Genomic DNA, 26,919 nt, shown 5'->3' on the forward strand with positions numbered 1-26,919 from the left:
AAGGCGGTCGCCCCCAGCGGGGCCCCCGCGATGGTCGCGGCGAGCATCAGCCCGGCCAGCGGTTTGAAGGTGAGTTTCATCGTCGGTATCCCCTTATTCCCGAATGCGTTACAGCGCGGCCGAGCCGGTTTCGCCGGTGCGGATGCGGACGGCTTCCTCGACGTTCAGCACGAAGATCTTGCCGTCGCCGATCTTGCCGGTCGCCGCGGCGGCCTTGACCGCCTCGACGGCCTTGGCCGCCGAAGCGTCGTCCACGACCGCTTCCAGCTTCACTTTCGGCACGAAGTTCACTTGGTACTCCGCGCCCCGATAGATCTCGGTCTGGCCCTTCTGACGGCCGTAGCCCTTCACTTCCGACACCGTCAGACCTTCGACGCCGGCGGCGACGAGCGCCTCGCGCACCTCGTCCAGCTTGAAGGGTTTGACCACCGCTATGATCAGTTTCATCCGCCTTGCTCCGTCCCGCCGAGCCGCGGGCAATGCTTGCTTGGTTTTCGGAAGCGTACTCGCCCCCGGTGTGATCACCGCCGACGCCGCCTTTACGCGCTGCATCGTTTCCCCGGCTCGGCCACGCTATCGGCGACGGTTCCGTGACGGGGGCGGCGGGCAAGGTTTTGGAAACGAAATGGGCAGAGCGCCTAATTTTTAGGCTTGTCGCGCCGCGAGTGCGTCAGAAACCGGCGATCCGGGGCGACGGGAAGCCCGCCATGGCCCGCGGCCAGCGGGGAGGCTAGGGCCCGCGCCGTCGTGGGGCCTCGACCGCGCGATGGCGTGGCCGCTCGCGTGGAACCAAGTCGGGTTTCGAACGTAAACCGCTCGAACCGAAAGGAGCTTCGCCATGATTTCTTCCAAGACCCTCGGGCGCTTCCTGACCGCCGCCGCCGCGGCCGCCCTGACGACGGGCGTCGCCCATGCGCAGATGGCCGATCCCGCCGCCCAGACCCAGCCGCCGCCGCAGGCGCCGGCCGCCTCGGACGCGGCGGTGAACACCTCCGGCGTGGTGCTGCTGTCCTCGAAGTCGCCGGACGAGCAGGCGATGCTGAAGGCGGGCGACCCGAACGTCGTCTCCAACGCCCCGGTCCCGGACACCGTCGCCAACCGCGCCAAGTACGGACGTCCGCTGTCGAACGGCGGTCGTCACACCCCGCCGAAGGGCAACTAGTCCGAAAACGAAAAGGGCCCGCGACGCGCGCGGGCCCTTCCCCTCTCGACGATCAGATCGGTCTACATCTTGACGCTGACTTCGAAGCCGAAGGTGCGCGGTTCGTTGTAGAACCCGGTTTCGCCCTGCAGATCGCTGAAGGTGCGATAGAAGACGTGGGCCTCGTTGAACAGGTTCCGCGACCAAAGCGACAGAGCGGCCTTGCCGCCGCCGGCGGGGATTTCCGCCAGCGAGATACGGCCGTTCACGATGAACGAGGAGTCGCCCTTCGGCTGCTTGATCGTGACCGCTCGGGTGACGGGGTCGTAAGCGACGTCGGTGTAGTTGACATAAAAGCCGTCGCTGAAATTGCCGTCGAGGTGCGCGACGACCTTGAGGCCCCGGAACGGACGCTCATAGTCCATGGCGATGCTGCCCGACTTCTCCGGCGTGTAGACTTGATAGATCGGGATCGGCACGGTGATCTGCGTCAGCACGCCGCTGACGTTCTGCGGGAACGGATTCAGCGTCGCCGGGATCTTGACCTTGTTGTAGGCGAAGCTGGCCGACAGGGTCAGGTTGGCGTTGACGGCGAAGGCGCCGTCCGCCTCGAAGCCGCGCAGCTTGCCCGCGCCCGGCGCGTTGATCGTTTCGGTAGTCGTCCGCAGCGTGGTGACCAACTGACCGGTCGCCGGGTCGCGGCCGACGTACTGGCCCGAGAAGTCCAGCTGGATGTCCTTGTAGTCGCCGGTATAGGCGGCCAGGTTCACGCGAAGCCGGCGGTCGAAGAACTCGTTCTTCGAGCCAATCTCGTACATGGTGGCCGTTTCGGGGTTGAACGGCAGGTAGACCAGCGAGCGCGAGTTGGCGCCGCCCGACCGGTAGCCGGTGCTGTACTTGGCGTAGACCATGCTGGTCTTGCTCAGTTCGTAGGAAACATTGACCAGCGGATCGGTGCGCTTCCAGCTGGTGTTGAGGTTGCGAGGCGCGGCCACGCCGTTGACCACGGGCAGGGCGCCGTTGACCAGATAAAGCTGACCGACCTTCTCGTCGCGGGTCCAACGCGCGCCCAGGGTGATGTTCAGGGCGTCGTCGAGGATCGGCGGGGTGTAGGTGGCCTGGCCGAACACGCCCTGGCTGGTCGTATTGACCTTGCTGGCGCGCGCGATGGCCGAGTAGCTGACCAGGTTGTTGTTGATGATCGTGCTGTTCAGGCCCGCCGCGTCGGTGAAGGTGTTGGTGGTGAAGGTGCGGGCGTCGTCCGACACCTTCTCGCGGTAATAGAGCGCGCCGGCCACGTACTTCAGGCGAGGCAGTTCGCCCACCACCTGGAATTCCTGGCTGAACTGCATCTGGTTGAAGGTCGCCAGGCTGTAGCGGCCGAAATTGACGCCCTGGAAGTTGCCCGAGGCGTTGTAGACGCCCGGCGAGGTGGCCACCGAGCCGTTGTCGTACTGGCCTTGCTTGAGGTCGCGATACGAGGTGATCGACTTCAGGGTCAGGCTCGGCATCGCCTTCCATTCGGCCGTCAGGCGGTGGCCCCAGGTGTTGCCGTCGCTGGGCTGCTGGGAGGTGCCGATCGACGCGACCTTGGCCCGGTCGGCCTGCACGATATTGGCCGCGGCGGTCTTCAGCGCGGTCGGATAGGTGCTGCGGGCGAGCAGTTGTTGGTAGAGCGTGGTGGTCGAGTCGAACGCGGTGTCATAGGCGTAGTCGACGCTGATATCGTCGGTCGGACGCCACAGGGCGCGAGCGCGCAGGGCGCGCTTCTTGACCTCGCCGAAATCCGAGGCGGAGGGCAGGGGATTGCTGACCCAGCCATTGCGGCCCTCGACCACGCCGCTCAGCTTGATCGCGACGCCGGCGACGGCCGGCAGGTCGAGGTGCATTTCGCTGCTGTAGCCGCTGTAGTTGGACACGCCGGCCTTGGCGACCAGACCGAATTCGCCGGTGGGCTTCTTCGTGGTGATGCTGACCGCGCCGCCCTCGGTGTTGCGGCCGAACAGCGTGCCTTGAGGGCCCTTCAGGACCTCGATGCTCGAAACGTCATAGAGCGCGGTGCCCAGGCCCTGCGGACGGCCCAGATAGACGCCGTCGACATAGATGCCCACGCCCTGGTCGCGGGCGGGCTGGTTGGAGTCGGACAGCACGCCGATGCCGCGGATGTTCATGATCAGCGCGCCTGGGCGCGAAAAGAACGGCGCGACCTTCAGCGACGGAATCGCGCCGTCGCCCAGATCGGCCAGCGAGTAGACTTGGCGATCCTCGAGGTTTTGACCGCTGAGAACCGAGATCGAGATGGCGGTGGTTTGCAGGTTTTCGCTACGCTTTTCAGCGGTGACGATGATCTGGTCCAGGGCGACATTGTCGTCGACGGCCGGAGCATTGGCCCCGGCGGGTTCGGTCCGGGCGGCGGCTTGCTGCGCGCCGACGAACGACAGAGCGATGGCGGTCGTCGCCACCAGCCACTTTGAAAAACGCATTTTGATCCCCTCCAGTTTGCCGTGAAGCTTGGCCGCGATAGAGGATGCGGGCGTCGGGCCGTTGACGGTTCGCCGAAGGATTTGAGACGGGCGCGTGGCGGGCTTGGCCCGGGCGCGGAGAAAGGATGGCCTGGCTGTTGGACGCGAGGCCCGGAATGTGTAATCAGGCGTTCGCAAACGGGGGCTTCGCCGCTCCGAAAAACGGCTTCGGACTTCGGACGGACAGGGGTCCGGGAGAGGTTTGCCGGGCGGCGTCAGCTGAAGGGGCTCAAGGCCCCGCCAGGCCTTCGGAAATCACGCAAGGTTCGCGATCGCCCGGGATCGTGGCGCCTTCCCAGACCCTTTTCGATTGATGTCGCGCGAAAAACCAAAATCCTTTCAGAGCCTGATCCTGACGCTCCATGACTATTGGAGCCGCCAGGGCTGTGTGATCCTGCAACCGCACGACGTCGAGGTGGGGGCGGGCACCCTGCACCCGGCCACGGTGCTGCGCGCCCTGGGCCCCAAGCCGTGGAACGCGGCCTATGTGCAGCCCTCGCGTCGTCCGGGCGACGGCCGCTATGGCGAGAACCCCAACCGCCTGCAGCACTACTACCAGTATCAGGTGATCCTGAAGCCGAACCCCGAGAACATGCAGGACCTTTATCTCGGCTCGCTGGACGCGATCGGCCTCGATCTGCGCACCCACGACATCCGTTTCGTCGAGGACGACTGGGAGAACCCCACCGTCGGCGCCTGGGGCCTGGGCTGGGAAGTCTGGTGCGACGGCATGGAGGTGTCGCAGTACACCTATTTCCAGCAGGTCGGCGGCCTGGACGTCTCGCCGGTGGCCGGCGAGCTGACCTATGGCCTGGAGCGCCTGGCCATGTACGTGTTCGGCGTCGACAACGTCTACGACCTGCCGTTCAACGACCCGGACTCGCCGCTGGGCGCGACCAGCTATGGCGAGGTGTTCCTGGAGAACGAGCGCCAGCAGTCGGAAGCCAATTTCCACGGCTATGATGTCGCCGTGCTCAAGCAGCAGTTCGAGCAGATGGAAGAGCAGGTCCCGCTGATGCTGGCCCGCTCGTACCGCAACAAAGCCCTCGTCCTGCCCGCCTATGACATGGTCCTGAAGGCCAGCCACCTCTTCAACCTGATGAACGCCCGCGGCGCGATCGCCGTCGCCGAGCGCGCCAGCTACATCGGCCGCATCCGCGACCTTTGTAAGCTTTGCGCCCAAGCCTGGGTCGATCAGCAGGACGCCGCGTAATTCCCATGCCCCAACTTCTCCTCGAACTGTTCTCGGAAGAGATCCCCGCCCGTATGCAGGCCCAGGCCGCCAAGGACCTGGAGCGGATGGCGCGCGAGCACCTGGCCGCCGCCGGCTTCCTGCCCGAGGCGCTGAAGACCTTCGCCGGCCCGCGCCGCCTGACCCTGGTGGCCGAAGGCCTGCCGCTGGCCCAGGCCGACCGCCAGGAAGAGCTGAAAGGTCCGCGCGTCGGCGCCCCGCCGCAAGCCCTGGAAGGCTTCCTGCGTAAGACCGGCCTCTCGCAAGACCAGCTGGTCGAGCGCGACGGCGTCTACATGGCCTTCATTGACAAGAAGGGCCGCCCGACCGCCGAGATCGTCGCCGAGATGGTCGAGGCCATCGTGCGCGGCTTCCCCTGGCCCAAGTCGATGACCTGGGGGACCAAGAAGCTGCGCTGGGTGCGGCCGCTGAAGCGCATTCTGTGCGTGCTGGACCGCGAGGTCGTGCCGTTCGCCATCGAGGGCATCCCAAGCGGCGACGTCACCGAGGGCCACCGCTTCATGGGGGACGGCCAGCCGTTCGTCGCCAAGGACTTCGACGAATACGCGGCGGGCCTGGAAGCGCACTTCGTCGTGCTCGACGTCGAGGAGCGGAAAGCCCGCATCCTGGAAGGCTGCAAGACCCTGTGCTTCGCCCGTCACCTGGAATTGGTCGAAGACCAGGGCCTGCTGGACGAAGTCGCGGGCCTCGCCGAATGGCCGACGCCGGTGCTGGGCGACATGGACCCGGCGTTCCTGGACCTGCCGCCCGAGGTGATCCGAACCTCGATGCGGACCCACCAGAAGTACTTCGCCGTCCGCAAGGCCGGCGAGGCGGGCCTGGCCCCGCACTTCATCACCATCGCCAACATCCAGGCGGCCGACGGCGGCGCGGTGATCGCGGCCGGCAACGCCAAGGTGCTGTCCTCGCGCCTGTCCGACGCCCGCTTCTTCTGGGACGAGGACGTCAAGGTCGGCTTCGAGCCGTGGCTCGACAAGCTGAATGGCGTCACCTTCCACGCCAAGCTCGGGACGATGGCCCAACGGGTCGGGCGGATCACCGATCTCGCCGGACAGATCGCGCACATTATAGGCGCCGATTTGACCAAGGCGACGGAAGCCGGGCGCTTGGCCAAGGCTGATCTTACCTCGCAGATGGTCGGCGAGTTTCCCGAGTTGCAGGGGGTCATGGGCGGCTACTATGCCCGCGTGTTCGGCCTGAACGGCGAAGTGGCCGATGCGATTCGCGACCACTACAAGCCGCAGGGACCTTCAGACGCCGTACCGACCGCGCCGGTCAGCGTGGCAGTGGCGCTGGCTGATAAGCTGGACACTCTGGTCGGCTTCTTCGCGATCGACGAGAAGCCGACTGGCTCGAAGGATCCGTTCGCTCTACGCCGTGCCGCGTTGGGCGTGATCAGGATCATCCTAGAAAATGAGCTGCGTATCTCGCTGAAGGCTCCGCTCCGCCAAAGCGGCGCGTTCCTCTACGATCGTCAGGGCTTTCACGACCGGACCGATGGCTTTAAACGCGAAGAGCCCTTGGTGACGGTCGATGGCAGCCCGCAGCGTGCGAGCTCGCAGCGAATAGAAGCGGTCGCCGTCGATCTGATCGCTTTCCTCGCCGACCGTCTGAAAGTCGTGCTGAAGGACCAAGGCAAGCGTCACGACCTCGTCGACGCCGTCTTCGCCCTCGGCGACGACGATCTGGCGCGCATCGTCGCGCGGGTCGAGGCCCTGGATGGCTTCCTGAAGACCGACGACGGCAAGAACCTGCTGGCCGGCTACAAGCGCGCCTCCAACATCCTCAAGGCCGAGGAGAAGAAGGGCCCGCTGCCGACCGGCGAGATGCAAGCGCCGACCGCCGACAGCGCCGCCGAGGTGGGGCTCTATAACGCCCTGCGCCTGCTGGCCAAGCCGCTGAAGGACGCCCTGGACGCCGAGGACTTCACCGGCGCCATGACCCAGCTGGCCGAACTGCGCGGCCCGGTCGACGCTTATCTGGACGGCGTCTTCGTCAACGAGCCCGAGCACCGCGACAACCGCCTGCGGACGCTGGCGGCGGTGCGCGACGCGATGGGCCAGGTGGCGGACTTCGGCCTGATCGCGGGGTAGGGGTTTAGCTCTACCGCACAAAACTCACCGTCATCCCGCGCTTTATGCGCGGGACCCATCTGTCCGCCGCAAGTGCGGAGCTCGATCGAACTCTCACGTGAAAGCTGAACCATGGGTCCCGCGCACAAAGCGCGGGATGACGGCTGTTGTTGGTGTTGGAGATCAGAATTGGCGTGGCGCTGGCGTCCAGTTCATCACTTGATCGTAGAGATCGTCCCAGCGCGGATTATGGCGCTCGATCAGATTGATCTTCCATTGCCTGGGCCACTCCTTCATCCGCTTTTCGCGATGAATGGCCACGGTCATGTCTTCGTGGGTCTCGTACCAGACGAGCCGCGTGAGGCCGTATTTCTGCGTGAAGCCTTTGATCAGCTTGAACGATCCGAGCCTCGAACAAGCTCGTCACGCCGATGTAAAGTGTGCCGTAGGGCTTGTTGGTCATGATGTAGACCGCGATGGATGCGTCGCGCGGAACCATGCGTGATGCTGCGCGAGTTATATCAAATAATCAACCCAAAGTAACAATTCGTCATCCCGCGCTTCATGCGCGGGACCCATCTGTCCGCCGCAAGTGAAGCGCGGACCCAAGCTCTCACACTGAAGCTGAACCATGGGTCCCGCGCATGAAGCGCGGGATGACGGGGGTGTTGGCGGCCGCCGAACCAAGCCTACGGCGTGAGCGACGCCGCATAGACCGCGAGGTCGCGGATCTGCGCGTCGCTCAGGCCGCGCGCCGGGCCCTGCATCTGGGTCACCGCCGGGCCGCCGCGAGTCCCGGTCTTGATGTCCAGCAGCTGCCGCGCGAGATAGGCCGCCGAGCGGCCGGCCAGGGGCGGGGCGATGGTCGAGCCCTTCAGGCCCGGGCCGTGGCAGCTCGTACACGCCTGACCGCCCGGGCCGCCGGAGCGGACCAGGGCCTCGCCGGCGGCCGTCGCGCCCTTGGGGGCGTGGACCACCACGCCGGAGTTGGGATCGGCGATCAGCATCCGCGCCTCGTCCTCGGCCAGTTCGATCACCTGGCCGTTCAGCGGCTGCGGGGGCTGGCCGGGGACCCGGTCGAACCAGCCGTAGTGGTCCGGCTTGTGGGCCGGCGCCGTGTCGCCCTCGACGACGCGGTAGCGCGGCTTGTAGGGCAGGGCGGCGTAATAGGCGGCTGCGGCGGCGACCTCCTCGTCGGTGGCCTTGCGGGCGATGGCGATCATCTCGGAGCTGTTCGGCCAGCCGGCGAGCCAGGACTTGCGGCGGCCTTCGCGGAATTCGCGCACCTGCTGGACGATGTATTCGGCGGGCAGGCCGGACAGGTTGGGCGTGCCCAGATAGCCGCCGCCCTCGATCTGATGGCATTCGGCGCAGGCCAGAACGTCCTTGCGCCCCTTGGCGACGGACGGCGGCGCGGGCGGGTGGTTGGCCGGAAACCAGTCCGGCGGCCCGGCGCCGTTGTTCAGCGCCTCGCCTTGATAGACGACGCCGCTGCCCGGCACGCGCAGTTCGCCCTTGGGATAGGGCGGCAGCGGGGCGTTCGGCGCGGTGGGATAGGCCCAGGCCAGAGACGCGCCCGGCGGCGGGGTTCGCTTGGCCGGCTGGCAGGCGGCCAGCGCGGCCATGGCCCCGCCGATGATCATCCAGGACGAAAGCGCGCGCGGTCGCATGGTCGAGCCCCTTTTCGCGCCGCCCCCGGCGCGTCGACGGGCTCTACCCTATGCGTCGGCGCCTGATCTGGCTAGGCGACCGCCGCGTCGAACTCGGCCTTCCAGTCGGCGAAGGCTTCCCGGTCGTCCTGGTCCCACGGGTGGAAGCCGGGGCGGTACCAGGCGAAATAGGTCTTCCAGCCGCGACGGAAGACGCCCGGATCACCCCAGACGAACCGTCGGACCGCTTTCAGCGCCGCCTTGCGCGAATAGCCGTCAGCCTCCAGCAGGCGGGCGGCGTAGAGCGTGATGTTGCGGGTGAACATCAAGGTCACCAGGGCCATCGCCCGGCAGCGGACGAGGTAGCGGCGCAGCGGCTTCCAGTCCTTGGTGACTTCCATGAAGACGTCATAGGCCACGGCCTTGTGCTCGGTCTCTTCCATGGCGTGCCAGCGCCACAGGCGTTCGATGCCCGGCGCGGCGCCGTCGAACAGATCGCTATGGCGAGCGTGGGTCTCGGCCATCATCGCCGTGAAGTGCTCCAGGGCGATCGTCGAGATCAGCATCGCCATCGGACCGCGCTCGCGGGCGAACTTGACGCGGCCCCGGATCGTCTCCTCGATCTCGGCGACCGGATAGCGCTGGCGATCGATCAGGCTGTTCAGCTGATGGTGCTCGCGCGAGTGGATGGCTTCCTGGGCGATGAAGCCCTTGGCGTCTTCCAGCAGCTTGCCGCTCAGCTGTCCCCGATAGTTCTTCACCGCGTCCATGAACAGGCGCTCGCCGTCGGGGAAGGTCAGGGACAGGGCGTTGAACACGGCCGTGCCGACGGGGTCGCCGCTCAGCCAGTGGCCCTGGCGCGCCGCGTCCAGGTCGAAACGGATATCGCGGGGCGCGACATCGAGGTCGGTGGGAGTAGTCTTGGCCTGCGTCATGGCTTTCCGTGCTCCGCCGGTTTAGGGCTCTCAAAGCCCGTCTCGTGGCGCACAGTGAGTTGTACTGACAAAAATGTCAATAGAGCCGACCGCTCCCAAGGCGCGCGTGCGCCGCTCGCCCGAGGCCGCGCGCGAAAACATCCTGGCCGCCGCCGAGGCGCTGCTGGTCGAGCACGGCCCGCAGGCGATCAAGTTGGCCGACGTGGCCAAGGCCGCCGGCGTGGTCCACGCCAATGTCATCCATCACTTCGGTTCGATCAGCGGGGTCGAGACGGCGCTGATGGAGCGGATGATCCGCCGGCTGGCCGACCAGGTCATCGCGGGCTTCGAGAAGGAGGGGGCCGTGCCGGGGTTCGGGGCCAAGGCGCTGTTCGACGCGTTCGAGGCCAAGGGCGCGGCCAGGCTGGCCGCCTGGCTGGAGATGACGGGCGAGGGCGGTCGGATGACCCTGGTGCGTCAGGTGGTGGACGAGGTGGTCGACACGCGGGTGGCGCGCGAGGCCGGGGTCGGCCGCGAGGCGATCATCGACTTCATCCTGCTGAACATCATCCTGGCCATCGGGGTGGGCCTGTTCGGTCCGACGCTGGGCGAGCTGCTGGGACGGCCGCCCGAGCGGGCGCGCGAGCTGGCGCTGGAGATGGTCCAGGGGCGGATCACCGCCCTGGGTGGCAAGGTTTAGCCGCGCGCCAGCAAGGCCGGCAGCACCTGCTCGGTCAGCAGCGGCGCCAGGCGCAGGTCGCCGGGCGTGGCGGGGTCGACCCAGCGGATTTCCTCGATCTCGGCGCGCGGCGCAATGTCCCCCGCGACCGTGGCCAGGTAGGTCGCCGACTGGACGGTGAACCCGGCCTCGTTGGCGGCCGGGGCGCTGAAATGGCCCAGCAGCTGGGCATGGACCAAGCGGCAGCCCAGCTCCTCGTCCAGTTCGCGGGCCAGGGTGGTCAGGTCGTTCTCGCCCGCGTCACGCTTGCCGCCGGGCTTCATGAAGGTCGAGGTCCCGCGCTTGCGGACAAGTAGAATCCGGCCGGCCTCGTCTCGGATCACGGCGGTGACGATGTCGAGGACGCGGGTCACCCGCCCAGCTTTTCCGCCGCCCACGGCGCGAAATAGGTGATGATCCCCGCCGCGCCGGCGCGCTTGAAGGCGGCCAGGCTTTCCAGGATTGCGCGGTCATGGTCGATCCAGCCGTTCTGGGCGGCGGCCATGATCATCGCGTATTCGCCCGACACCTGGAAGGCGTAGGTGGGCATCCGGAATTCGTCGACCAGGCGGCGGACGATATCCAGATACGGCATTCCCGGCTTGACCATGACCATGTCCGCGCCCTCGGCGATGTCGAGCGCGACCTCGCGGATCGCCTCCTCGGTGTTGCCGGGGTCCATCTGATAGGTCTTCTTGTCGCCCTGGCCGGCGGACAGCTTCGCCGAGCCGATCGCGTCGCGGTACGGGCCGTAGAAGGCCGAGGCGTACTTGGCGGCGTAGGACATGATCATCGTGTCCTGGAAGTTCGCGCCTTCCAGCGCCGCGCGCAGCTTGCCGATGCGGCCGTCCATCATGTCGGACGGGGCCAGGATGTCGGCGCCGGCCTCGGCCTGCACCAAGCCCTGTTCGATCAGGCGCTCGATGGTGGGGTCATTGAGGATCTTACCGCCCTCGACGACGCCGTCGTGGCCGTGGTCGGTGAAGGGGTCCAGCGCCACGTCGCACATGATCCCGACCTCGGGCGCGGCGTCCTTCATCGCCTTCACGGCGCGGGGGATCACGCCGTCCGGATCGGCGGCGATCGAGCCGGCCCCGTCCTTCCGGGCGCCGTCGATGTGCGGGAAGATGGCGATGGCCGGGATGCCCAGGTCGCGCGCGCGGACGGCGGCCTTGGCGGCCTCTTTCACCGACAGGCGCTCGACGCCCGGCATCGAGGCCACCGGGATCGTCCCTTCGCCCTCGTGCACGACCATCGACCAGATCAGGTCGGACGGGCGAACCTCGCTCTCGCGGACGAGGCGACGGGTCCAGTCCGCCTGACGCAGACGGCGCAGGCGGGAGGCGGGGTAGGGCGCGAGGGGCGGCGTGGTCATGGCGTTGATTTGAACCGCGCCGCCGATCGAGGCAAGATCGCGGGACCCTTAAGAGTCCCGGTACCCGAAGGAACCCTACGAGTAGCGGAAGGCCGGATCGTCCAGGTCGATGGCCGGGAAGATGTCCTTCTCGGTCCAATAGTCCTGGGTGTGACGCCATTCGGGCTTGTCGCCGGCCTGGGGCAGCAGATGCATGTTGCGCATCAGGTAGCCGGGATTGAAGTCCTCGGGATCGATCCACGCGCCGATCCGCATGTCCTGGTCCTCGGGGCGCAGCGCGACCTCGACCTGCTTGACGCCCTTCTGGTCCATGTGGGCCAGCAGCCGGCAGACGAAGTCGCCGATCATGTCGGCGCGCAGGGTCCAGCTGGCGCGGAAATAGCCGAAAACCCAGACGAGGTTCGGCAGGCCGGTGAACATCATGCCGCGATAGGTCACGGTCTTGGCGAAATCGAGCGGCTCGCCGTCGACCTCGAAGGCGATGTCGCCTAGCACCGAGAGGTCGAAGCCCGTCGCGGTGATGATGACGTCGGCGTCCAGGGTCTGGCCCGACTTCAGCAGCAGGCCGGTCTGGGTGAAGCGCTCGATCTCGTCGGTGACGACCGACGCCTTGCCCGAGGCGATGCCCTGGAAGAGATCGCCGTCCGGCACGAAGGCGATGCGCTGGCGCCAGGGGCGATAGCGCGGCGTGAAGTGCTTGGCGATATCGAAGTCCTCGCCGAGGAACGCCTTCACGCCCTCGAGCAGCTCGGTCTTCACCGCGTCGGTCTCCTCGATCGCGCGGCGCGTGAACTCGTGCTGGTCGAACAGCACCTTCTTGCGGACGATCTCGTGGATCCAGGACTCGTCGATCTCGAGCTGGCGAAGGGTGTTGGCCAGCTCGTTCTCGTTGCGGCCGGGGACGAAATAGGTCGGCGAGCGCTGCAGCAGCGTCACGTGCTCGCAGTCGCCGGCGATGTTGGGCACCAGGGTGGCGGCCGTGGCGCCGGAGCCGATCACGACCACCTTCTTGCCGGTGAGGTCGAGGTCCGACGGCCAGGTCTGGGGATGGACGATGCGTCCCTGGAAGTCCTCCATGCCGGGCCACTCGGGCGTGTAGCCGACCGAATGGCGGTAATAGCCCTGGCACATCCAGAGGAAGTTGGTGGTGTAGGTTTCCGGGCCGTCGGGGCCGTTGACCTCCAGGGTCCACAGCTTGTCCCGCGAGGACCAGCGGGCCGAGGCGATGCGGCGGCCATAGCGGATGTGGCGGGCCAGATCGTTCTCGGCGATCACCTCGCCCATATAGGACAGGATCTCGGCGGCGGTGGCGATCGGAGGACCGACCCACGGCTTGAACCGATAGCCGAAGGTGTAGAGGTCGCTGTCGGAGCGGATGCCGGGATAGGTATGGGTCAGCCAGGTGCCGCCGAAACTGTCCAGGGCCTCCAGCACCGTGAAGCGGGTTCCCGGTCGCTGCTCGGCCAGATGATAGGCCGCGCCGACGCCGGATATGCCCGCGCCCACGATGATGACGTCGAAGTGTCGTGTCGCCGCGTCCGCCGCGGTCTTGGGAAGCGTCGCCGCTTCGGTCATGCTGTTCCTCCCGTGTGAGCCGCGATGCGGCCATGTCGATCCCGGCGTCTCTTCGGACGCTTAGGTTATCAACGTACACTTAGAGGGTCGCGCGAGGTTTGCGCTGAATCAAGCGGCGTTTTGGCGATCGGGCGAAAAGATCAGGGCGCGGCGCGCGAGGCCATCAGGGCCGGCGTGTCGATCCGGGTCCAGAGCTGCGACTTGCACAGGAAGGCGCCGATGACACACCCCTTGGCGCGCATCGTCTTGGCGTCGACGATGTCGGCCGAACCGACCAGGGTGATCTTCAGGGTGGGGACCCAGACGCGGCCCTTCAGCGAGCCGTCCTTCTGAGCCTCGAAGTCACGCAGCAACTGCTTGCCGATCAGGGTGTCCTCGCCCGAGCGACGCGCGTCGGCCTCGGCCTTGGGGCTGGCCCAGACCACGACGCCGCAGGTCGACGCTCCGCAGTCCTTGATCTCGAGGTGCACGGTGTCGTGCGGGTTGCGCCAAACGCCATAGCTGCGCGCGATGTCGCCGCCGGCATGGGCCGGGCCCACGGCCAGTCCCAGCACCGCCGCCAGAGCGGCCAACGAGAGTTTCCAGAAGCGCATGGTCGTTTGAGCAGATCGAACCGTGGAGGACGCCATCCCCGAAGAGGGCGCATTTGAGGTGAAAGGCCTTGGTTATCAAGAGGGTGAGGCCGTTTCGCCGATTCACACCGTGTAACGGAGGATTTCAGGCCGCCTCGGGAGCGCCTGTCCGAAATGACGTCGGGGCGCGATTGACAGGCCGCGTCCGGCGCGGCACGTCAGCGGCAAGAAGGCGAGGGCGGTTCTGCCTCGAACGCGGAGGAAGCGAGCATGGATTTCGCGCTGAACGACGATCAAATCGCGATCCAGGACGCCGCGCGGGCGTTCGCGGAGGGACAGCTTGCCCCGCATTCGGCCGAATGGGACGAAAAGAAGCATTTCCCCGTCGACGTGCTGCGCCAGGCCGCCGCGCTGGGCTTCGCCGGCATCTATGTCAACGAGGACGTGGGGGGCTCTGGCCTGTCGCGTCTGGACGCCTCGATCATTTTCGAGGCCCTCAGCCACGGCGACGTGCCGGTGGCGGCCTATCTGACCATCCACAACATGGCGTCGTGGATGATCGACCGCTTCGGCTCGGACGATCTGCGCCAGCGCTACCTGCCGCGCCTGACGACCATGGAGCTGATCGCCAGCTACTGCCTGACCGAGCCCGGCTCGGGCTCGGACGCCGCGGCCATGCGGACGACGGCCAGGCTGGACGGCGATCATTACGTCCTCAACGGCGGCAAGGCCTTCATCTCGGGCGGCGGCGTCTCCGACGTCTATGTCGTGATGGCGCGCACGGGCGGCGAGGGCGCCAAGGGCGTCTCGGCCTTCGTGGTGGAGAAGGGAACGCCGGGCCTCAGCTTCGGCGCCAACGAGCGCAAGATGGGCTGGAACGCCCAGCCGACCGCCCAGGTGAACTTCGACAACTGCCGCGTGCCGGTCGAGAACCGCATCGGCCAGGAAGGCGAGGGCTTCCGCTTCGCCATGATGGGCCTGGACGGCGGCCGCCTGAACATCGCCTCGTGTTCGCTGGGCGGCGCCCAGTTCGCGCTAGACACGGCCAAGGCCTATCTGGAGACCCGCAACCAGTTCGGCCGGCCGCTGAAGGACTTCCAGGCCTTGCAGTTCAAGCTGGCCGACATGGCGACCGAACTTGAGGCCGCGCGCCTGATGGTGCGCCGCGCCGCCCATGCGCTGGACAACAAGCATCCCGAGGCGACCAAGCTGTGCGCCATGGCCAAGCGCTTCGCCACCGACGCCGGCTTCCAGGTCGCCAATGACGCCTTGCAGTTGCATGGCGGCTACGGCTACCTGCAGGACTATCCGCTGGAGCGCCTCGTTCGCGACCTGCGGGTGCACCAGATCCTGGAAGGGACCAACGAGATCATGCGCGTGATCATCGCCCGCGAGATGTTCCGGCAGTGAGGGCTTGATGATCTATCTCTGCCGCCACGGCCAGACCTTCCACAATCGCGAGGGGCGCCTGCAGGGGCGGTCGGAGTCGGATCTGACGCCGCTGGGCCGCGCCCAGGCGGCGGCCATGGGCGACATGCTGTTCGACCTGTTGCGTCGCGATCCGCCGGCCGATTGGCGCATCGTCGCCAGTCCGCTGCGACGCGCTCGCGATACCGCCGAGGCGATCGGCGCGCGGCTGGGCCTGTCGGTGACGACCGACGAGCGGCTCGTGGAGATCGATGTCGGCGAGTGGTCCAACCGCCTGCGCGAAGACGTGCGCGGCGAGAATCCGCATCTGGTCGGCGATGACGCCTGGGGCTTCCACGCGCCGGGCGGCGAGACCTATGAAGCCATGATGGCTCGTATCACCGACTGGCTCGACGAGCAGGTCGCCGAGCCCGAGCGCCGGTTGATCGTGGTCAGCCACGGCGTCGCCGGTCGGCTGCTGCGCGGGGTCTATGCGGGGCTTTCGAAGGCCGAGACTCTGCACCAAGACATTCCGCAGGACGCCGTCTATCGCCTGATGGCCGGCCAGGTCGACCGCTTCGACTGCGAACCCGTCTAGGATCCCCATGACCGAAGAGCCCGAAGTCCTGATCCGCGTCGAGAAGAACGTCGGCCGCATCACCCTGAACCGGCCCAAGGCCTTGCACGCCCTGACGCTGGGCATGTGCGAGACCATGATCGGCGCGCTGCTGGACTGGCGGGAAGACCCCGAGATCTACATGGTCCTGATCGACCATGCGGGCGAACGAGGCTTCTGCGCCGGCGGCGACATCCGCATGTTGGCCGAGAGCGGCGCCAAGGACGGAGGCGAGGCCCGGCGGTTCTTCCACACCGAATATCAGCTGAACCACCTGCTGTTCACCTACGAGACGCCGGTGGTGGCGGTGATGGACGGCGTCGTCATGGGCGGCGGGGTCGGCCTTTCGATGCCGGCCCACGTGCGGATCGCCACCGAGCGCACCACCTTCGCCATGCCCGAGACCGGCATCGGCCTGTTCCCCGACGTCGGCGGCGGCTGGTACCTGCCGCGCCTCCCTGGCAAGGCCGGGCTGTGGCTGGCCTTGACCGGGGCGCGGATCAAGGGCGCGGACTGCCTGCGCCTAGGGATAGCCACCCACTTCGTCGAGTTCGGCGCGACCGAGGGACTCAAGAAGGCGATCATCGCCGACCCGCGCCGGATCGACGAGATCCTGCGCAAGTACCGCGCCGACGCAGGCAAGGCCTCGCTGCTGGGTTTCGAGCAAGACTTGAATCGTCTGTTCGTCGGCGAGAGCGTCGAGGAAATCTTCGAGTTCCTGGCCCTCGACTCCAGCGACTGGGGCAAGGCCCAGCTGGAGGTGCTCAAGACCAAGTCGCCCCAGACCCTGAAGGTGGCGTTCGAACAGTTGAAGCGCGGCGCGGCCATGGCCGACTTCGCCGACAACATGGCCATGGAATACCGCATCGGCGCGCGGGTCGTGATGAAGCACGATTTCATCGAGGGGGTGCGCGCGGTGATCGTCGACAAGGACAACGCCCCGCGTTGGAGCCCGGCCACGCTGGAGGGCGTGACCCACGCCATGCTGGACGATATTTTCGCGCCGCTTCCCGCTTCGGAGGAATGGAGGCCGCTGACGTAGCGGTTGCGGTAGGCTAACCTCGCCGCAACCAAGAACACGTCGGTTCGGAAGGATAGCCATGCGTAAGCCTCTTCTCAGTCTCGTCGCCGTGCTGGGCCTCGCGGCCTGCGCCACCGAGCCGACGATGGGGCCCCCGCCGCCGCCGCCTTCCGGCCCGGTCGCGGTGTCGATCGCTCCCAACATCGCCGCGGCGCTCAGCGATCCTTCGCGTCCGGCCGCCGACATGATCCGCGACAAGGATCGCCATCCGGGCGAGGTGCTGACCTTCGCGGGCGTGCGGCAGGGCGCGAAGGTCGCCGACCTCATCCCGGGCGGCGGCTACTTCACCCGCATTCTGTCGAAGGCGGTCGGTCCCCGGGGCCATGTCTACGCCTATGTGCCGGACGAGCTGACCAAGCTGGCCAAGCGCGAGCCGGCGGTGAACGCCATCGCCCGCGACCCGGCCTATTCCAACGTGACGGTGGTGCTGAACACGCTGCCGAACTTCTCGACGCCGGAGAAGCTGGATCTGGTGTTCACGGCCCAGAACTATCACGACATGCACGACAAGTTCATGGGGCCGGCCGATCTGTCGGTGGTGAACCGTCAGATCTTCAAGGCCCTCAAGCCGGGCGGCGTCTATCTGGTCATCGACCACTCGGCCGAGGCGGGTTCCGGCCTGCGCGACACCGAGACCCTGCATCGCATCGATTCGGCGGTGGTGAAGTCCGAGGTCACGGCGGCGGGCTTTGTCTTCGAGGGCGAGAGCAAGGTGCTGCGCGATGCGGCCGATAGCCGCAAGGTCGGCGTCTTCGACCCGTCGATCCGGGGCAAGACCGATCAGTTCGTCTTCAAGTTCCGCAAGCCTTCGCGGTAAGGGGCGGGCCAGCCGATCTCGATAACCGCGCCCGTCGGGCGCGGTTATTATCGGCCCAGCGCGTCTGGTTCATTTGGCGTTGGCCGCGCCATTACGCTGCGGAAAGCTGGCTTTTCCGCTGTTAATCCTTCAACAGCGAAGGTCCGCGTTTCGGTTGTCATCGCAGGCGATGCGTCCAATCGCGGGCTTCAAATCGCTAGGTAAATGCCCCTAGATGGACAGCTAGGGCGCACGGTGCGAAAAGCCGAGCATTGATTTAGGGGACCGCCGGAGCAATCGGCCGACGGTTTAGAGATCGTGATGGATTACAAAGCCGCGTTCCGCAGCGCCGTCGACCAGATCCGCGACGAGGGCCGATACCGGGTTTTCGCCGACCTGAAGCGCCAGCGCGGCGCCTTCCCGCGGGCCACCTGGACTCGCCAGGACGGTTCGGAACGCGAGGTCGTGGTCTGGTGCAGCAACGACTATCTCGGCCAGGGCCAAAATCCGGTGGTGGTCGACGCCATGAAGGCGGCGGTCGAGGCGCACGGCTCGGGCTCGGGCGGCACCCGCAACATCTCGGGCACCAATCATGATCACGTCCTGCTGGAGCAGGAATTGGCCGATCTGCACGGCAAGGAAGCCGCGCTGCTGTTCACCTCGGGCTATGTCTCGAACGAGGCGACCCTGTCGGTGGTCCAGAAGATCCTGCCGGGCCTGATCATCTTCTCGGACGAGTTGAACCACGCCTCGATGATCGCCGGCATCCGCAACGGCGGCGGTCCGCGCAAGGTCTTCAAGCACAACGACCTGAAGCACCTCGAGGACCTGCTGGCGGCGGCCCCGGCCGACGCGCCCAAGCTGATCGCCTTCGAGAGCGTCTATTCGATGGACGGCGACATCGCCGACATCGCCGGCACGATCGCGCTGGCCAGGCAGTACGGCGCTATGACCTATCTGGACGAGGTCCACGCGGTCGGCATGTACGGCCCGCGCGGCGGCGGCGTCGCCGAGCGCGAAGGCCTGATGGATCAGATCGACATCATCGAGGGCACGCTGGGCAAGGCGTTCGGCGTCATGGGCGGTTACATCACCGGCGACGCCGAGGTGGTGGACGCCATCCGCTTGATGGCTTCGGGCTTCATTTTCACGACGTCGCTGCCGCCCGCCCTGACGGCCGGCGCCCTGGCTAGCGTCCGTTGGCTCAAGCAGCACCCGGAAGTGCGCGAGATCCACCAGGAACGCGCCGCGACCCTGAAGGCCATGTTCCGGGCCGCCGGCCTGCCAGTCATGGACAGCGTCAGCCACATCGTCCCCGTGCTGGTCGGCGATCCGGTGCACTGCAAGATGATCAGCGACATGCTGCTGGCCGATTTCGGCGTCTATGTGCAGCCGATCAACTATCCGACCGTTCCGCGCGGCACCGAGCGCCTGCGCTTCACCCCGACCCCGTTCCATACCGACGACATGATGCGCAAGCTGGTCGCGGCCATGGAGAAGCTGTGGGCCCACTGCAACGTCGCCCGCATGGGCGGCCACGCCGCTTAAGGACGGTCAACCCTTCGATTTCGACCGCCACGTCCATCGTCGAAACGGAAAACGCCGCCGGAGTCCGGCGGCGTTCGCGCGACTAAACGGTCGGACGGCGCTAACTGCCCCGCCGCACGCCCTTGCCCAGCCCGATCTGCTTGGCGAAGTCCGAGCGACGAGCCGCATAGGCCGGGGCCACCATCGGATAGTCCGGCGGCAGACCCCATTTGCGGCGGTATTCCTCGGGGCTCATGTCGTAATGCGAGCGCAGGTAGCGCTTGAGCATCTTGAGCTTCTTCCCATCCTCGAGGCAGACGATGTAGTCGTGCTGCACCGAGCGGCCGACGGGCACGGCCGGCTTGGCCTTCTCGACCGGACGCTGCGGTTCGCCGCCGCCGCCCAGCGCGGTCAGCGCTTCGTGCACGGTGCGGATCAATTCCGGAAGGGCGGACTGCGAGACGGTGTTCTGGCCGACATAGGCCGCCACGATCTCCGTGCTCAATCCCAGGATGTCCACCTCGCGGCCGTTTGTCGTTTCGCTGCCGCCATTACCCTGAGACGCCATGAGATACCCCATTCCCTTTGTCGTTCGAACTCCGCAGGGGTTGAGCGACGCCCTGCGGGACTGCAACGCGCGGTCGCGAATGTGGTTCCGAGATTGATCGCCGCGCCTATCCCGTTAAAGAGGGCGCCTCTGCTGACTCCCCGAAACGCCTGGAGAGCGTCATGACCCAAGCCAACACCAGCGCCTTTTTCGGCGCGGACCTCGCCACCGCGGACGCAGACATCTTCGACCGCATCGGTCGGGAGCTGGAACGTCAGCAAAACCAGATCGAGCTGATCGCCTCGGAGAACATCGTCTCCAAGGCCGTTCTGCAGGCCCAGGGCTCGATCCTGACCAACAAGTACGCCGAGGGCTATCCCGGCAAGCGCTATTACGGCGGCTGCGAATATGTCGACGAGATCGAGACGATCGCCATCGAACGCGCCAAGGCGCTGTTCGGCGCCGGCTTCGCCAACGTCCAGCCGCACTCGGGCTCGCAGGCCAACCAGGCGGTGTTCATGGCCCTGCTGCAGCCGGGCGACACCTTCCTGGGCATGGACCTGGCCGCCGGCGGCCATTTGACGCACGGCAGCCCCGCCAACCAGTCGGGCAAGTGGTTCAAGCCGATCAGCTACACCGTCCGTCAGCAGGACCAGTTGATCGATTATGACGGCGTGGCCGAGGTCGCCCAGCGCGAAAAGCCCAAGCTGATCATCGCCGGCGGCAGCGCCTACAGCCGCCAGATCGACTTCGCCAAGTTCCGCGAGATCGCCGACAGCATCGGCGCCTACCTGATGGTCGACATGGCCCACTATGCCGGCCTGATCGCGGGCGGCGCCTATCCGAACCCGATTCCACACGCCCACATCGTCACCACCACCACGCACAAGACCCTGCGCGGTCCGCGCGGCGGCCTGGTGCTGACCAACGACGAAGCCATCATCAAGAAGGTCAATTCGGCCGTCTTCCCGGGCCTGCAGGGCGGTCCGCTGGAACACGTCATCGCCGCCAAGGCCGTGGCGTTCGGCGAAGCCCTCCAGCCGTCGTTCAAGGAATACGCCCGCCAGATCATCGCCAACGCCAGGGCGCTGTCCGACGCTCTGCTCAAGTCGGGCGTCAATATCGTCTCGGGCGGCACCGACAGCCACCTGATGCTGGTCGATCTGCGTCCGAAGGGCGTGACGGGCCGCGACGCCGAGCATAGCCTCGAGCGCGCCCACATGACCTGCAACAAGAACGGCGTGCCGTTCGACACCGCGCCGTTCACCATCACCTCGGGCATTCGCCTGGGGACGCCGGCCGGTACGACGCGCGGCTTCAAGGAAGCTGAGTTCACCCGCGTGGGTGAGCTGATTGGCGAGGTCGTCAATGGTCTGGCGGCCAACGGCGCGGACGGCAACGCCGCCGTCGAAGCCAAGGTGCGCGAGGAAGTGCTGGCCTTGACGGCTCGCTTCCCGATCTACAACTAATTGTCCCTGGGCTTCGCGGGAGGGGCCACATCATGCGTTGCCCCTTCTGCGGACACGCCGAAAGCCAGGTCAAGGACAGCCGCCCGTCGGAAGACGGCGCGGCCATCCGCCGTCGCCGGATGTGCCCGGAATGCGGCGGCCGCTTCACCACCTTCGAACGCGTTCAACTGCGCGAGCTGATCATCCTGAAGCGCTCGGGCCGGCGTTCGCCGTTCGATCGCGACAAGCTGGTCCGCTCGATCGCGCTGGCGACCCAGAAGCGTCCGGTCGAGGGCGAACGGGTCGAGCGGATGATCAACGGCATCGTCCGCCAACTGGAAAGCATGGGCGAAACCGAGCTGCCGTCGTCGACCGTGGGCGAAATGGTCATGAAGGCGTTGAAATCCCTCGATGACGTGGCCTATGTCCGCTACGCGTCCGTTTATCGGGATTTCAAGGAAACCGGCGACTTCGCCAAGTTCCTGACCGAAGAAGGGCTGAGCGACGTCGTCGAAGACGAGCTATAGTTCCTTAATCCTTGATGTGTGTTTCTGATCGCGCCGCGCGCGTGGCCGTGGAGATTCGAGCTAGATGGTAGACGACAACATCCGCCTGCTGGTCGTGGAGAGCCGGAGCCATTCCGGCGTCGCCGACGAACTGCTGCGCGGAGCCGCCCAGGCGATCGAAGCCCAAGGCGCCGCCTATGACGTGATCACGGTCTCCAGCGCTCTTCAGATCCCGACGGCCATCGCGATCGCCGAAGAGGCCGGTCATCGGCCCGTCGGCGTGCGCTATGACGGCTATGTGGCGCTGGGCTGCGTCATTCGCGGCGAGACCTACCATTTCGAGCTGGTCGCTCACGAGACCGCGCGGGGCCTGCAGGATTTGGGCATCGGTCGGCGCTTGCCGATCGGGTTTGGCGTGCTGGCGGTGGACGACGAGGCCCAGGCCTGGGCGCGGGCCAAGGTCAGCGAGGGCGACCGGGGCGGGGGCGCGGCCAAGGCCTGCCTCGAAACCATCGCCCTCAAGCGTCAACTGCTGGGACAGTCCCGATGAGCGGCAACCGTATCCAACCCCGCTCGGTGGCGCGTCTGGCCGCCGTCCAGGCCCTGTACCAGATGGAAGTGTCGGGGGCGGGCGTCGATTCCGTGATCCGCGAGTTCTCCGAGCACCGCTTCGACCGCGATGTCGAGGGCGAGCGGCTGGCCGCCGCCGACGAGGCGTTTTTCGCGGAACTGGCCAAGGGCGTGGTGGCCAACCAGGCGAAGGTCGATCAGGGCGTCGTCAAGCGCCTGGCCTCGGGCTGGCGTCTGGATCGTCTGGACGCCACGGCCCGCGCCGTGTTGCGCGCCGGCGCCTATGAACTGATGTTCCGCCCGGACGTCCCCACGGAGGTGGTGATCAACGAATACGTCGAGATCGCGAAATCCTTTTTTGAGGGTCCTGAGTCAGGCTTCATCAATGGCGCCCTCGACGCGATCGCTCGTGATGCAAGAGACTGACGAAGAAGACTGGTTCGCTGAAGACGACGCCCCGCCCACGGCGGTGGCGCCCGCGACGGAATTCGATCATATCGAACGGCTCCTGCGCCCGCTGACGCGGGGCGATCCGGCGGCGCTCGATCTGCTGGACGACGCGGCCGTGCTGCCGTCCAGACCCGGCTATGACTTGGTCATCACCAAGGACGCCATGGTGGCGGGCGTGCATTTCCTCCCCGACGAAGCCTTGGACGTCGTCGCCCGCAAGCTGCTCCGCACCAACCTGTCCGATCTCGCCGCCAAGGCGGCCGAGCCCTACGGCTATTTCCTGGCCGTCGGCTGGCCCTCGGGCGCCGACGTCGCCTCGCGCGAGACCTTCGCCCGGGGCCTCGCCGAGGATGGCGCGGCTTTCGACATTTCGCTGCTGGGCGGCGACACCGTCACGACCTCGGGCCCGCTGGTCGTCTCGGCGACCTTGCTGGGCTGGGCGCCCCAGGGCGGCGCGATCCTGCGACGGGGGGCCAAGCCCGGCGACCGCCTGATGGTCTCGGGCACCATCGGCGATGGCTGGCTGGGGCTGCTGGCCCAGTGGGGCGAGGTGATGGACGCCGATGGCGCCATGCTGCGCCGCTATCGGCAGCCAGAGCCGCGCGTCACGCTGCGCGACGCCATGCGCATCCACGCCAAGGCCGCCGCGGACGTCTCGGACGGTCTCTTGGCCGACAGCTCGCACATCGCCAAGGCCAGCGGTTGCCGCGTGCGCGTCGATCTGGAGCGCCTGCCGCTGTCGCCGGGCGCCCAGGCCTGGCTGGACCAGCAACCCGAACAGGTCGAGGGCCGCATCTCCCTGGCGTCGGGCGGCGACGATTACGAGATCGTCTGCGCCGTCGATCCCAACGAAGCGTGGAACTTCCGCGTGGCCGCCGCCGCCGCCGGCGTGAAGGTCAGCGAAATCGGCGAGTTCGTGGAAGGCGAGGGGGTCAGCGCCTATTACAGGGGCCGCGATGTGACGCCGTCCCGCCTCGGCTGGCTGCACGGCTAGAGCGTGAGGCTGAAAGTGAGAACCGGTTTCAGCTTATCTCACGCTCTAAACATTTGATTTAGAGCCTTTAGCCCGAGGACGCCCATCCCGCCGGTCAAGGACGGACACGATCATGCCGCTCACCCTTTCCCGCCGCCTCGTTCTCGCGGGCGCCTGCGTCCTGGCGGCCAGCCCGGCCTTCGCGGGCGAGAAGAAGGAAGAGAAGAAAAAAGAGGGGGACGGCCAGGCGCTCGACCCGACGATCAAGCTTCAGGCGATCACGATCCCGATCATCGTCAACGGTCGTATCGTCAACTATGTCTTCGTCAGCATGACCCTGAAGCTGACCTCGGGCACCGATATCGCCATGTTCGAGGGCAAGGAGCCGGCCTTGCGCGACGCGATCATCCGCGCCGCCTACAAGACGCCGTTCGTCCGGCCCGACACCTGGAAAGAGGTCGATGGTCCAAAACTGACCCGCTTCGTGCTGGAGCAGGCCAATCTGCTGACCGGCAAGGGCAAGTTCGCGTCCGTCGAGATCACCAAGCAGATCCCTCGTCAGCAGCTGATGCCGCCTAAGCCGGGCGGGGCCAAGCCGGCGTCGAATCCGGACCTCGATCCCTGATTCCATCTTCCGGTACGGCGAAAGCGACGCCAAACGCTTGTCCCGACACGGGTTGCGCGCTCCTGGACCATCTGACAGTCTCCTTGGGATGACGCTGTTCCGGCGTCATATTGGGAGCATCGAGGGGGCACGAGGCCAAAGGCCCGCCCGTCGATCCGGGCGTGGGTTTGACGTGTGTCATTACCTCCAGCCGCCGGGACCGGCATCCCCCTCGTGATTGGAAGCGCGAAGGGGTGAAGAGCTTATGAGTCTTTGGCTTTATCTGGCCATCGGGGCCGGGCTGCTGGCGGTGCTCTATGGCGCGGTGCAGACGGCCAGTCTGATGCGGGCGTCGCCCGGCAACGCGCGGATGCAGGAGATCGCCGCGGCGATCCAGGAGGGCGCGCAAGCCTATCTGCGTCGGCAATATCTCACCATCTCGATCGTCGGCGTGGTCATCCTCGTCGCCGTCTATGTCCTGATCGGCCATTGGGCCGCCCTGGGCTTCCTGGTCGGCGCGGTGCTGTCCGGCGCGGCGGGCTTCGCCGGGATGCTGATCTCGGTGCGCGCCAACGTCCGCACGGCCCAGGCCTCGTCCGAAGGGCTTTCCAAGGGCCTGTCGCTGGCCTTCACCTCGGGCGCCGTCACCGGGATGCTGGTCGCCGGCTTCGCCCTGCTGGGCGTGGCGGGCTACTACTACGTGCTGACCGGCGTTCTGGGCCTTGAGCCCACCAGCCGCGAAGTCGTGGACGCCCTCGTGGCCCTGGGCTTCGGCGCCTCGCTGATCTCGATCTTCGCCCGTCTGGGCGGCGGCATCTTCACCAAGGGCGCCGACGTGGGCGGCGACCTGGTGGGCAAGGTGGAAGCCGGCATCCCGGAAGATGACCCCCGCAACGCCGCGACCATCGCCGACAACGTTGGCGACAACGTCGGCGACTGCGCCGGCATGGCCGCCGACCTGTTCGAGACCTATGCGGTGACCACCGTCGCCACCATGGTGCTGGCGGCGATCTTCTTCCGCGGGACCGAGGCGGTGTCGGCGATGATGCTGCTGCCGCTGGCGATCTGCGCGGTGTGCATCGTCACCTCGATCATCGGCGCGTTCTTCGTCCGCCTGGGCAAGAACAACAACATCATGGGCGCGCTCTATAAGGGCCTGATCGTCACGGGCGCGCTGTCGATCCCGGCCGTCTGGTACGTGCTGCATCAGCTGGTGCCGACCACGGTCGAGACCGCCACGCGCAGCTATACGGCCGACGGCCTGTTCTATTGCGGCTTGGTCGGCCTGGCCGTCACGGCCGCGATCGTGATGATCACCGAGTACTATACCGGCACCGGCTTCCGTCCGGTCAAGTCGGTGGCGCAGGCCAGCGTCTCGGGGCACGGCACGAACGTGATCCAGGGTCTGGCCATGTCGCTGGAAGCCACGGCCCTGCCGGCCCTGACCATCATCGTCGGCATCGTGGTGACCTTTAATCTGGCGGGCCTGTTCGGCATCGCCATCGCCACCACCACCATGCTGTCGCTGGCTGGCTTCATCGTCGCCCTGGACGCCTTCGGTCCGGTCACCGACAACGCCGGCGGCATCGCCGAGATGGCGGGGCTGCCGCCCGAGGTCCGCGTCACCACCGACGCCCTCGACGCCGTGGGCAACACCACCAAGGCCGTGACCAAGGGTTACGCCATCGGTTCGGCCGGCCTGGGCGCCCTGGTGCTGTTCGCCGCCTATACCGAGGACCTGAAGTTCTTCTCGGCGCACGCCGCGTCGGGCAGCTTCTTCGACGGCATGGGTCCGGTGACCTTCGACCTGTCCAACCCCTATGTCGTGGTCGGCCTGCTGTTCGGCGGCCTGCTGCCGTTCCTGTTCGGCGGCCTGTCGATGACCGCCGTCGGGCGCGCCGCCGAGTCGGTGGTCGCGGAGGTCCGTCGTCAGTTCCGCGAAAACCCGGGCATCATGACCGGCGAGGTGAAGCCGGAGTATGGCAAGGCGGTGGACATCCTGACCAAGGCGGCGATCCGCGAGATGATCGTGCCCAGCCTGCTGCCGGTCGTCTCGCCGGTGGTGCTGTTCTTCGTGATCAAGGCCATCGCCGGCAAGGTCGACGCCTTCGCCGCCCTCGGCGCCATGCTGATGGGCGTGATCGTCACCGGCCTGTTCGTCGCCATCTCGATGACCAGCGGCGGCGGCGCCTGGGACAACGCCAAGAAGGTGATCGAGGAAGGCTTCACCGACAAGAACGGCGTCCTGCACAAGAAGGGCGGCGAGACCCACAAGGCCGCCGTCACCGGCGACACGGTCGGCGACCCCTACAAGGACACGTCGGGCCCGGCCGTGAACCCGATGATCAAGATCACCAACATCGTGGCCCTGCTGCTGCTGGCGGTCCTGGCCCACGCCGGCTGATCCTCGGCGCGGCGTGAAACGTCGAACGCCTCGGAGGAGACTCCGGGGCGTTCTGCTTTAGGCGTTGAACACCACCTCTTGCCCCGACCTCCCCGGCGAATGGCGGGGTCCAGAGGCATCCGGAGCGGTCGGGATGATCCGAGGTGCGCCCATTGCGCGTGTCGAACGCTCGTGGGTTCGAGCTGGGCCCCGGTATTCGC

General features: G+C 66.8%; 25 protein-coding genes and 2 pseudogenes. 16 read left to right on the plus strand and 11 right to left on the minus strand.

Annotation, left to right across the window (positions count from 1 at the left end):
* Positions 1 to 108: 108 nt before the first annotated feature.
* Positions 109 to 447: a P-II family nitrogen regulator gene (locus OR37_RS18720; RefSeq protein WP_004623580.1), complete on the minus strand. Its 339-nt coding sequence runs from the start codon at positions 445 to 447 to the stop codon at positions 109 to 111.
* Positions 448 to 838: 391 nt separating this feature from the next.
* Here OR37_RS18720 and OR37_RS18725 point away from each other — a divergent pair, with 391 nt between their 5' ends.
* On the plus strand, positions 839 to 1,162 hold the full coding sequence (locus OR37_RS18725; RefSeq protein WP_004623584.1) for a hypothetical protein: 324 nt from the start codon (positions 839 to 841) through the stop codon (positions 1,160 to 1,162).
* Positions 1,163 to 1,224: 62 nt separating this feature from the next.
* On the opposite strand, the gene OR37_RS18730 is transcribed toward OR37_RS18725, so the two are convergent.
* Complete coding sequence (locus tag OR37_RS18730) at positions 1,225 to 3,624, minus strand: TonB-dependent receptor (RefSeq protein WP_004623587.1); 2,400 nt, start codon at positions 3,622 to 3,624, stop codon at positions 1,225 to 1,227.
* A gap of 352 nt (positions 3,625 to 3,976) precedes the next feature.
* On the opposite strand from OR37_RS18730, the gene OR37_RS18735 reads away from it, so the two are divergent.
* Together OR37_RS18735 and glyS are read left to right on the plus strand one after the other, a co-directional pair.
* Positions 3,977 to 4,876, plus strand: a complete 900-nt coding sequence (locus OR37_RS18735) for a glycine--tRNA ligase subunit alpha (protein ID WP_004623588.1) — start codon at positions 3,977 to 3,979, stop codon at positions 4,874 to 4,876.
* 5 nt (positions 4,877 to 4,881) lie between these two features.
* Complete coding sequence (glyS, locus tag OR37_RS18740; protein WP_004623591.1) at positions 4,882 to 7,008, plus strand: glycine--tRNA ligase subunit beta; 2,127 nt, start codon at positions 4,882 to 4,884, stop codon at positions 7,006 to 7,008.
* A gap of 26 nt (positions 7,009 to 7,034) precedes the next feature.
* Here the strand turns inward: glyS and OR37_RS22260 are convergent.
* From OR37_RS22260 to OR37_RS18755, 4 genes and pseudogenes are all read right to left on the minus strand, one after another.
* Positions 7,035 to 7,121, minus strand: a pseudogene (locus tag OR37_RS22260) (hypothetical protein); the annotation flags it as partial.
* A gap of 49 nt (positions 7,122 to 7,170) precedes the next feature.
* Positions 7,171 to 7,486: pseudogene (locus OR37_RS18745) on the minus strand (GIY-YIG nuclease family protein).
* Between the two features lie 190 nt (positions 7,487 to 7,676).
* Positions 7,677 to 8,657 (minus strand): c-type cytochrome, encoded by a 981-nt coding sequence (locus tag OR37_RS18750; RefSeq protein ID WP_004623595.1) that lies wholly within the window; start codon positions 8,655 to 8,657, stop codon positions 7,677 to 7,679.
* Positions 8,658 to 8,728: 71 nt separating this feature from the next.
* Positions 8,729 to 9,571: a metal-dependent hydrolase gene (locus tag OR37_RS18755; RefSeq protein WP_004623598.1), complete on the minus strand. Its 843-nt coding sequence runs from the start codon at positions 9,569 to 9,571 to the stop codon at positions 8,729 to 8,731.
* A gap of 73 nt (positions 9,572 to 9,644) precedes the next feature.
* Here OR37_RS18755 and OR37_RS18760 point away from each other — a divergent pair, with 73 nt between their 5' ends.
* Positions 9,645 to 10,250: a TetR/AcrR family transcriptional regulator gene (locus OR37_RS18760; RefSeq protein ID WP_004623600.1), complete on the plus strand. Its 606-nt coding sequence runs from the start codon at positions 9,645 to 9,647 to the stop codon at positions 10,248 to 10,250.
* Here the strand turns inward: OR37_RS18760 and OR37_RS18765 are convergent.
* The 4 genes from OR37_RS18765 to OR37_RS21205 all read right to left on the minus strand — a co-directional run bounded on the left by OR37_RS18765 (position 10,247) and on the right by OR37_RS21205 (position 13,811).
* On the minus strand, positions 10,247 to 10,642 hold the full coding sequence (locus OR37_RS18765; RefSeq protein ID WP_004623601.1) for an NUDIX hydrolase: 396 nt from the start codon (positions 10,640 to 10,642) through the stop codon (positions 10,247 to 10,249). The genes OR37_RS18760 and OR37_RS18765 overlap by 4 nt on opposite strands.
* A complete protein-coding gene (gene hemB, locus OR37_RS18770; protein ID WP_004623604.1) occupies positions 10,639 to 11,643 on the minus strand; it encodes a porphobilinogen synthase in 1,005 nt (334 codons plus the stop codon). Before hemB ends, OR37_RS18765 begins: the two co-directional genes overlap by 4 nt.
* Before the next feature lie 75 nt (positions 11,644 to 11,718).
* Complete coding sequence (locus OR37_RS18775) at positions 11,719 to 13,218, minus strand: flavin-containing monooxygenase (protein ID WP_004623605.1); 1,500 nt, start codon at positions 13,216 to 13,218, stop codon at positions 11,719 to 11,721.
* A gap of 140 nt (positions 13,219 to 13,358) precedes the next feature.
* Positions 13,359 to 13,811: a DUF2147 domain-containing protein gene (locus OR37_RS21205; protein WP_004623608.1), complete on the minus strand. Its 453-nt coding sequence runs from the start codon at positions 13,809 to 13,811 to the stop codon at positions 13,359 to 13,361.
* 249 nt (positions 13,812 to 14,060) lie between these two features.
* On the opposite strand from OR37_RS21205, the gene OR37_RS18785 reads away from it, so the two are divergent.
* The 5 genes from OR37_RS18785 (at position 14,061) to hemA (ending at position 19,238) form a co-directional block, all read left to right on the plus strand.
* A complete protein-coding gene (locus OR37_RS18785) occupies positions 14,061 to 15,200 on the plus strand; it encodes an isobutyryl-CoA dehydrogenase (protein ID WP_004623612.1) in 1,140 nt (379 codons plus the stop codon).
* 7 nt (positions 15,201 to 15,207) lie between these two features.
* Complete coding sequence (locus tag OR37_RS18790; RefSeq protein ID WP_004623613.1) at positions 15,208 to 15,795, plus strand: histidine phosphatase family protein; 588 nt, start codon at positions 15,208 to 15,210, stop codon at positions 15,793 to 15,795.
* 7 nt (positions 15,796 to 15,802) lie between these two features.
* Complete coding sequence (locus OR37_RS18795; protein ID WP_004623614.1) at positions 15,803 to 16,855, plus strand: enoyl-CoA hydratase/isomerase family protein; 1,053 nt, start codon at positions 15,803 to 15,805, stop codon at positions 16,853 to 16,855.
* Between the two features lie 58 nt (positions 16,856 to 16,913).
* Positions 16,914 to 17,711, plus strand: a complete 798-nt coding sequence (locus OR37_RS18800; RefSeq protein ID WP_004623615.1) for a class I SAM-dependent methyltransferase — start codon at positions 16,914 to 16,916, stop codon at positions 17,709 to 17,711.
* A gap of 300 nt (positions 17,712 to 18,011) precedes the next feature.
* The gene (gene hemA / locus OR37_RS18805) at positions 18,012 to 19,238 is read left to right on the plus strand and encodes a 5-aminolevulinate synthase (protein WP_004623616.1); all 1,227 of its coding nucleotides are present in this window, start codon (positions 18,012 to 18,014) and stop codon (positions 19,236 to 19,238) included.
* Between the two features lie 100 nt (positions 19,239 to 19,338).
* Here hemA and OR37_RS18810 read toward each other — a convergent pair whose 3' ends face one another.
* Positions 19,339 to 19,785 (minus strand): MucR family transcriptional regulator, encoded by a 447-nt coding sequence (locus OR37_RS18810; RefSeq protein WP_004623617.1) that lies wholly within the window; start codon positions 19,783 to 19,785, stop codon positions 19,339 to 19,341.
* Between the two features lie 161 nt (positions 19,786 to 19,946).
* On the opposite strand from OR37_RS18810, the gene glyA reads away from it, so the two are divergent.
* The 7 genes from glyA (at position 19,947) to OR37_RS18845 (ending at position 26,719) form a co-directional block, all read left to right on the plus strand.
* Entirely contained in the window at positions 19,947 to 21,233 is a 1,287-nt protein-coding gene (glyA, locus tag OR37_RS18815; protein ID WP_004623618.1) for a serine hydroxymethyltransferase, read from the plus strand.
* Between the two features lie 32 nt (positions 21,234 to 21,265).
* Entirely contained in the window at positions 21,266 to 21,739 is a 474-nt protein-coding gene (nrdR, locus tag OR37_RS18820) for a transcriptional regulator NrdR (protein ID WP_004623619.1), read from the plus strand.
* A 64-nt stretch (positions 21,740 to 21,803) separates the two neighbouring features.
* Complete coding sequence (gene ribH, locus OR37_RS18825; RefSeq protein ID WP_004623620.1) at positions 21,804 to 22,268, plus strand: 6,7-dimethyl-8-ribityllumazine synthase; 465 nt, start codon at positions 21,804 to 21,806, stop codon at positions 22,266 to 22,268.
* Positions 22,265 to 22,714: a transcription antitermination factor NusB gene (gene nusB / locus OR37_RS18830; protein ID WP_004623621.1), complete on the plus strand. Its 450-nt coding sequence runs from the start codon at positions 22,265 to 22,267 to the stop codon at positions 22,712 to 22,714. The genes ribH and nusB overlap by 4 nt, the downstream gene beginning before the upstream one ends.
* Positions 22,674 to 23,732 (plus strand): thiamine-phosphate kinase, encoded by a 1,059-nt coding sequence (gene thiL, locus OR37_RS18835; protein ID WP_004623623.1) that lies wholly within the window; start codon positions 22,674 to 22,676, stop codon positions 23,730 to 23,732. Before nusB ends, thiL begins: the two co-directional genes overlap by 41 nt.
* 112 nt (positions 23,733 to 23,844) lie before the next feature.
* On the plus strand, positions 23,845 to 24,336 hold the full coding sequence (locus OR37_RS18840; RefSeq protein ID WP_004623625.1) for a flagellar basal body-associated FliL family protein: 492 nt from the start codon (positions 23,845 to 23,847) through the stop codon (positions 24,334 to 24,336).
* A gap of 244 nt (positions 24,337 to 24,580) precedes the next feature.
* The gene (locus OR37_RS18845; RefSeq protein WP_004623627.1) at positions 24,581 to 26,719 is read left to right on the plus strand and encodes a sodium-translocating pyrophosphatase; all 2,139 of its coding nucleotides are present in this window, start codon (positions 24,581 to 24,583) and stop codon (positions 26,717 to 26,719) included.
* The last annotated feature ends 200 nt before the right edge of the window (positions 26,720 to 26,919 follow it).

The organism is Caulobacter vibrioides OR37, assembly GCF_000372645.1.
Classification (GTDB): domain Bacteria; phylum Pseudomonadota; class Alphaproteobacteria; order Caulobacterales; family Caulobacteraceae; genus Caulobacter; species Caulobacter vibrioides_E.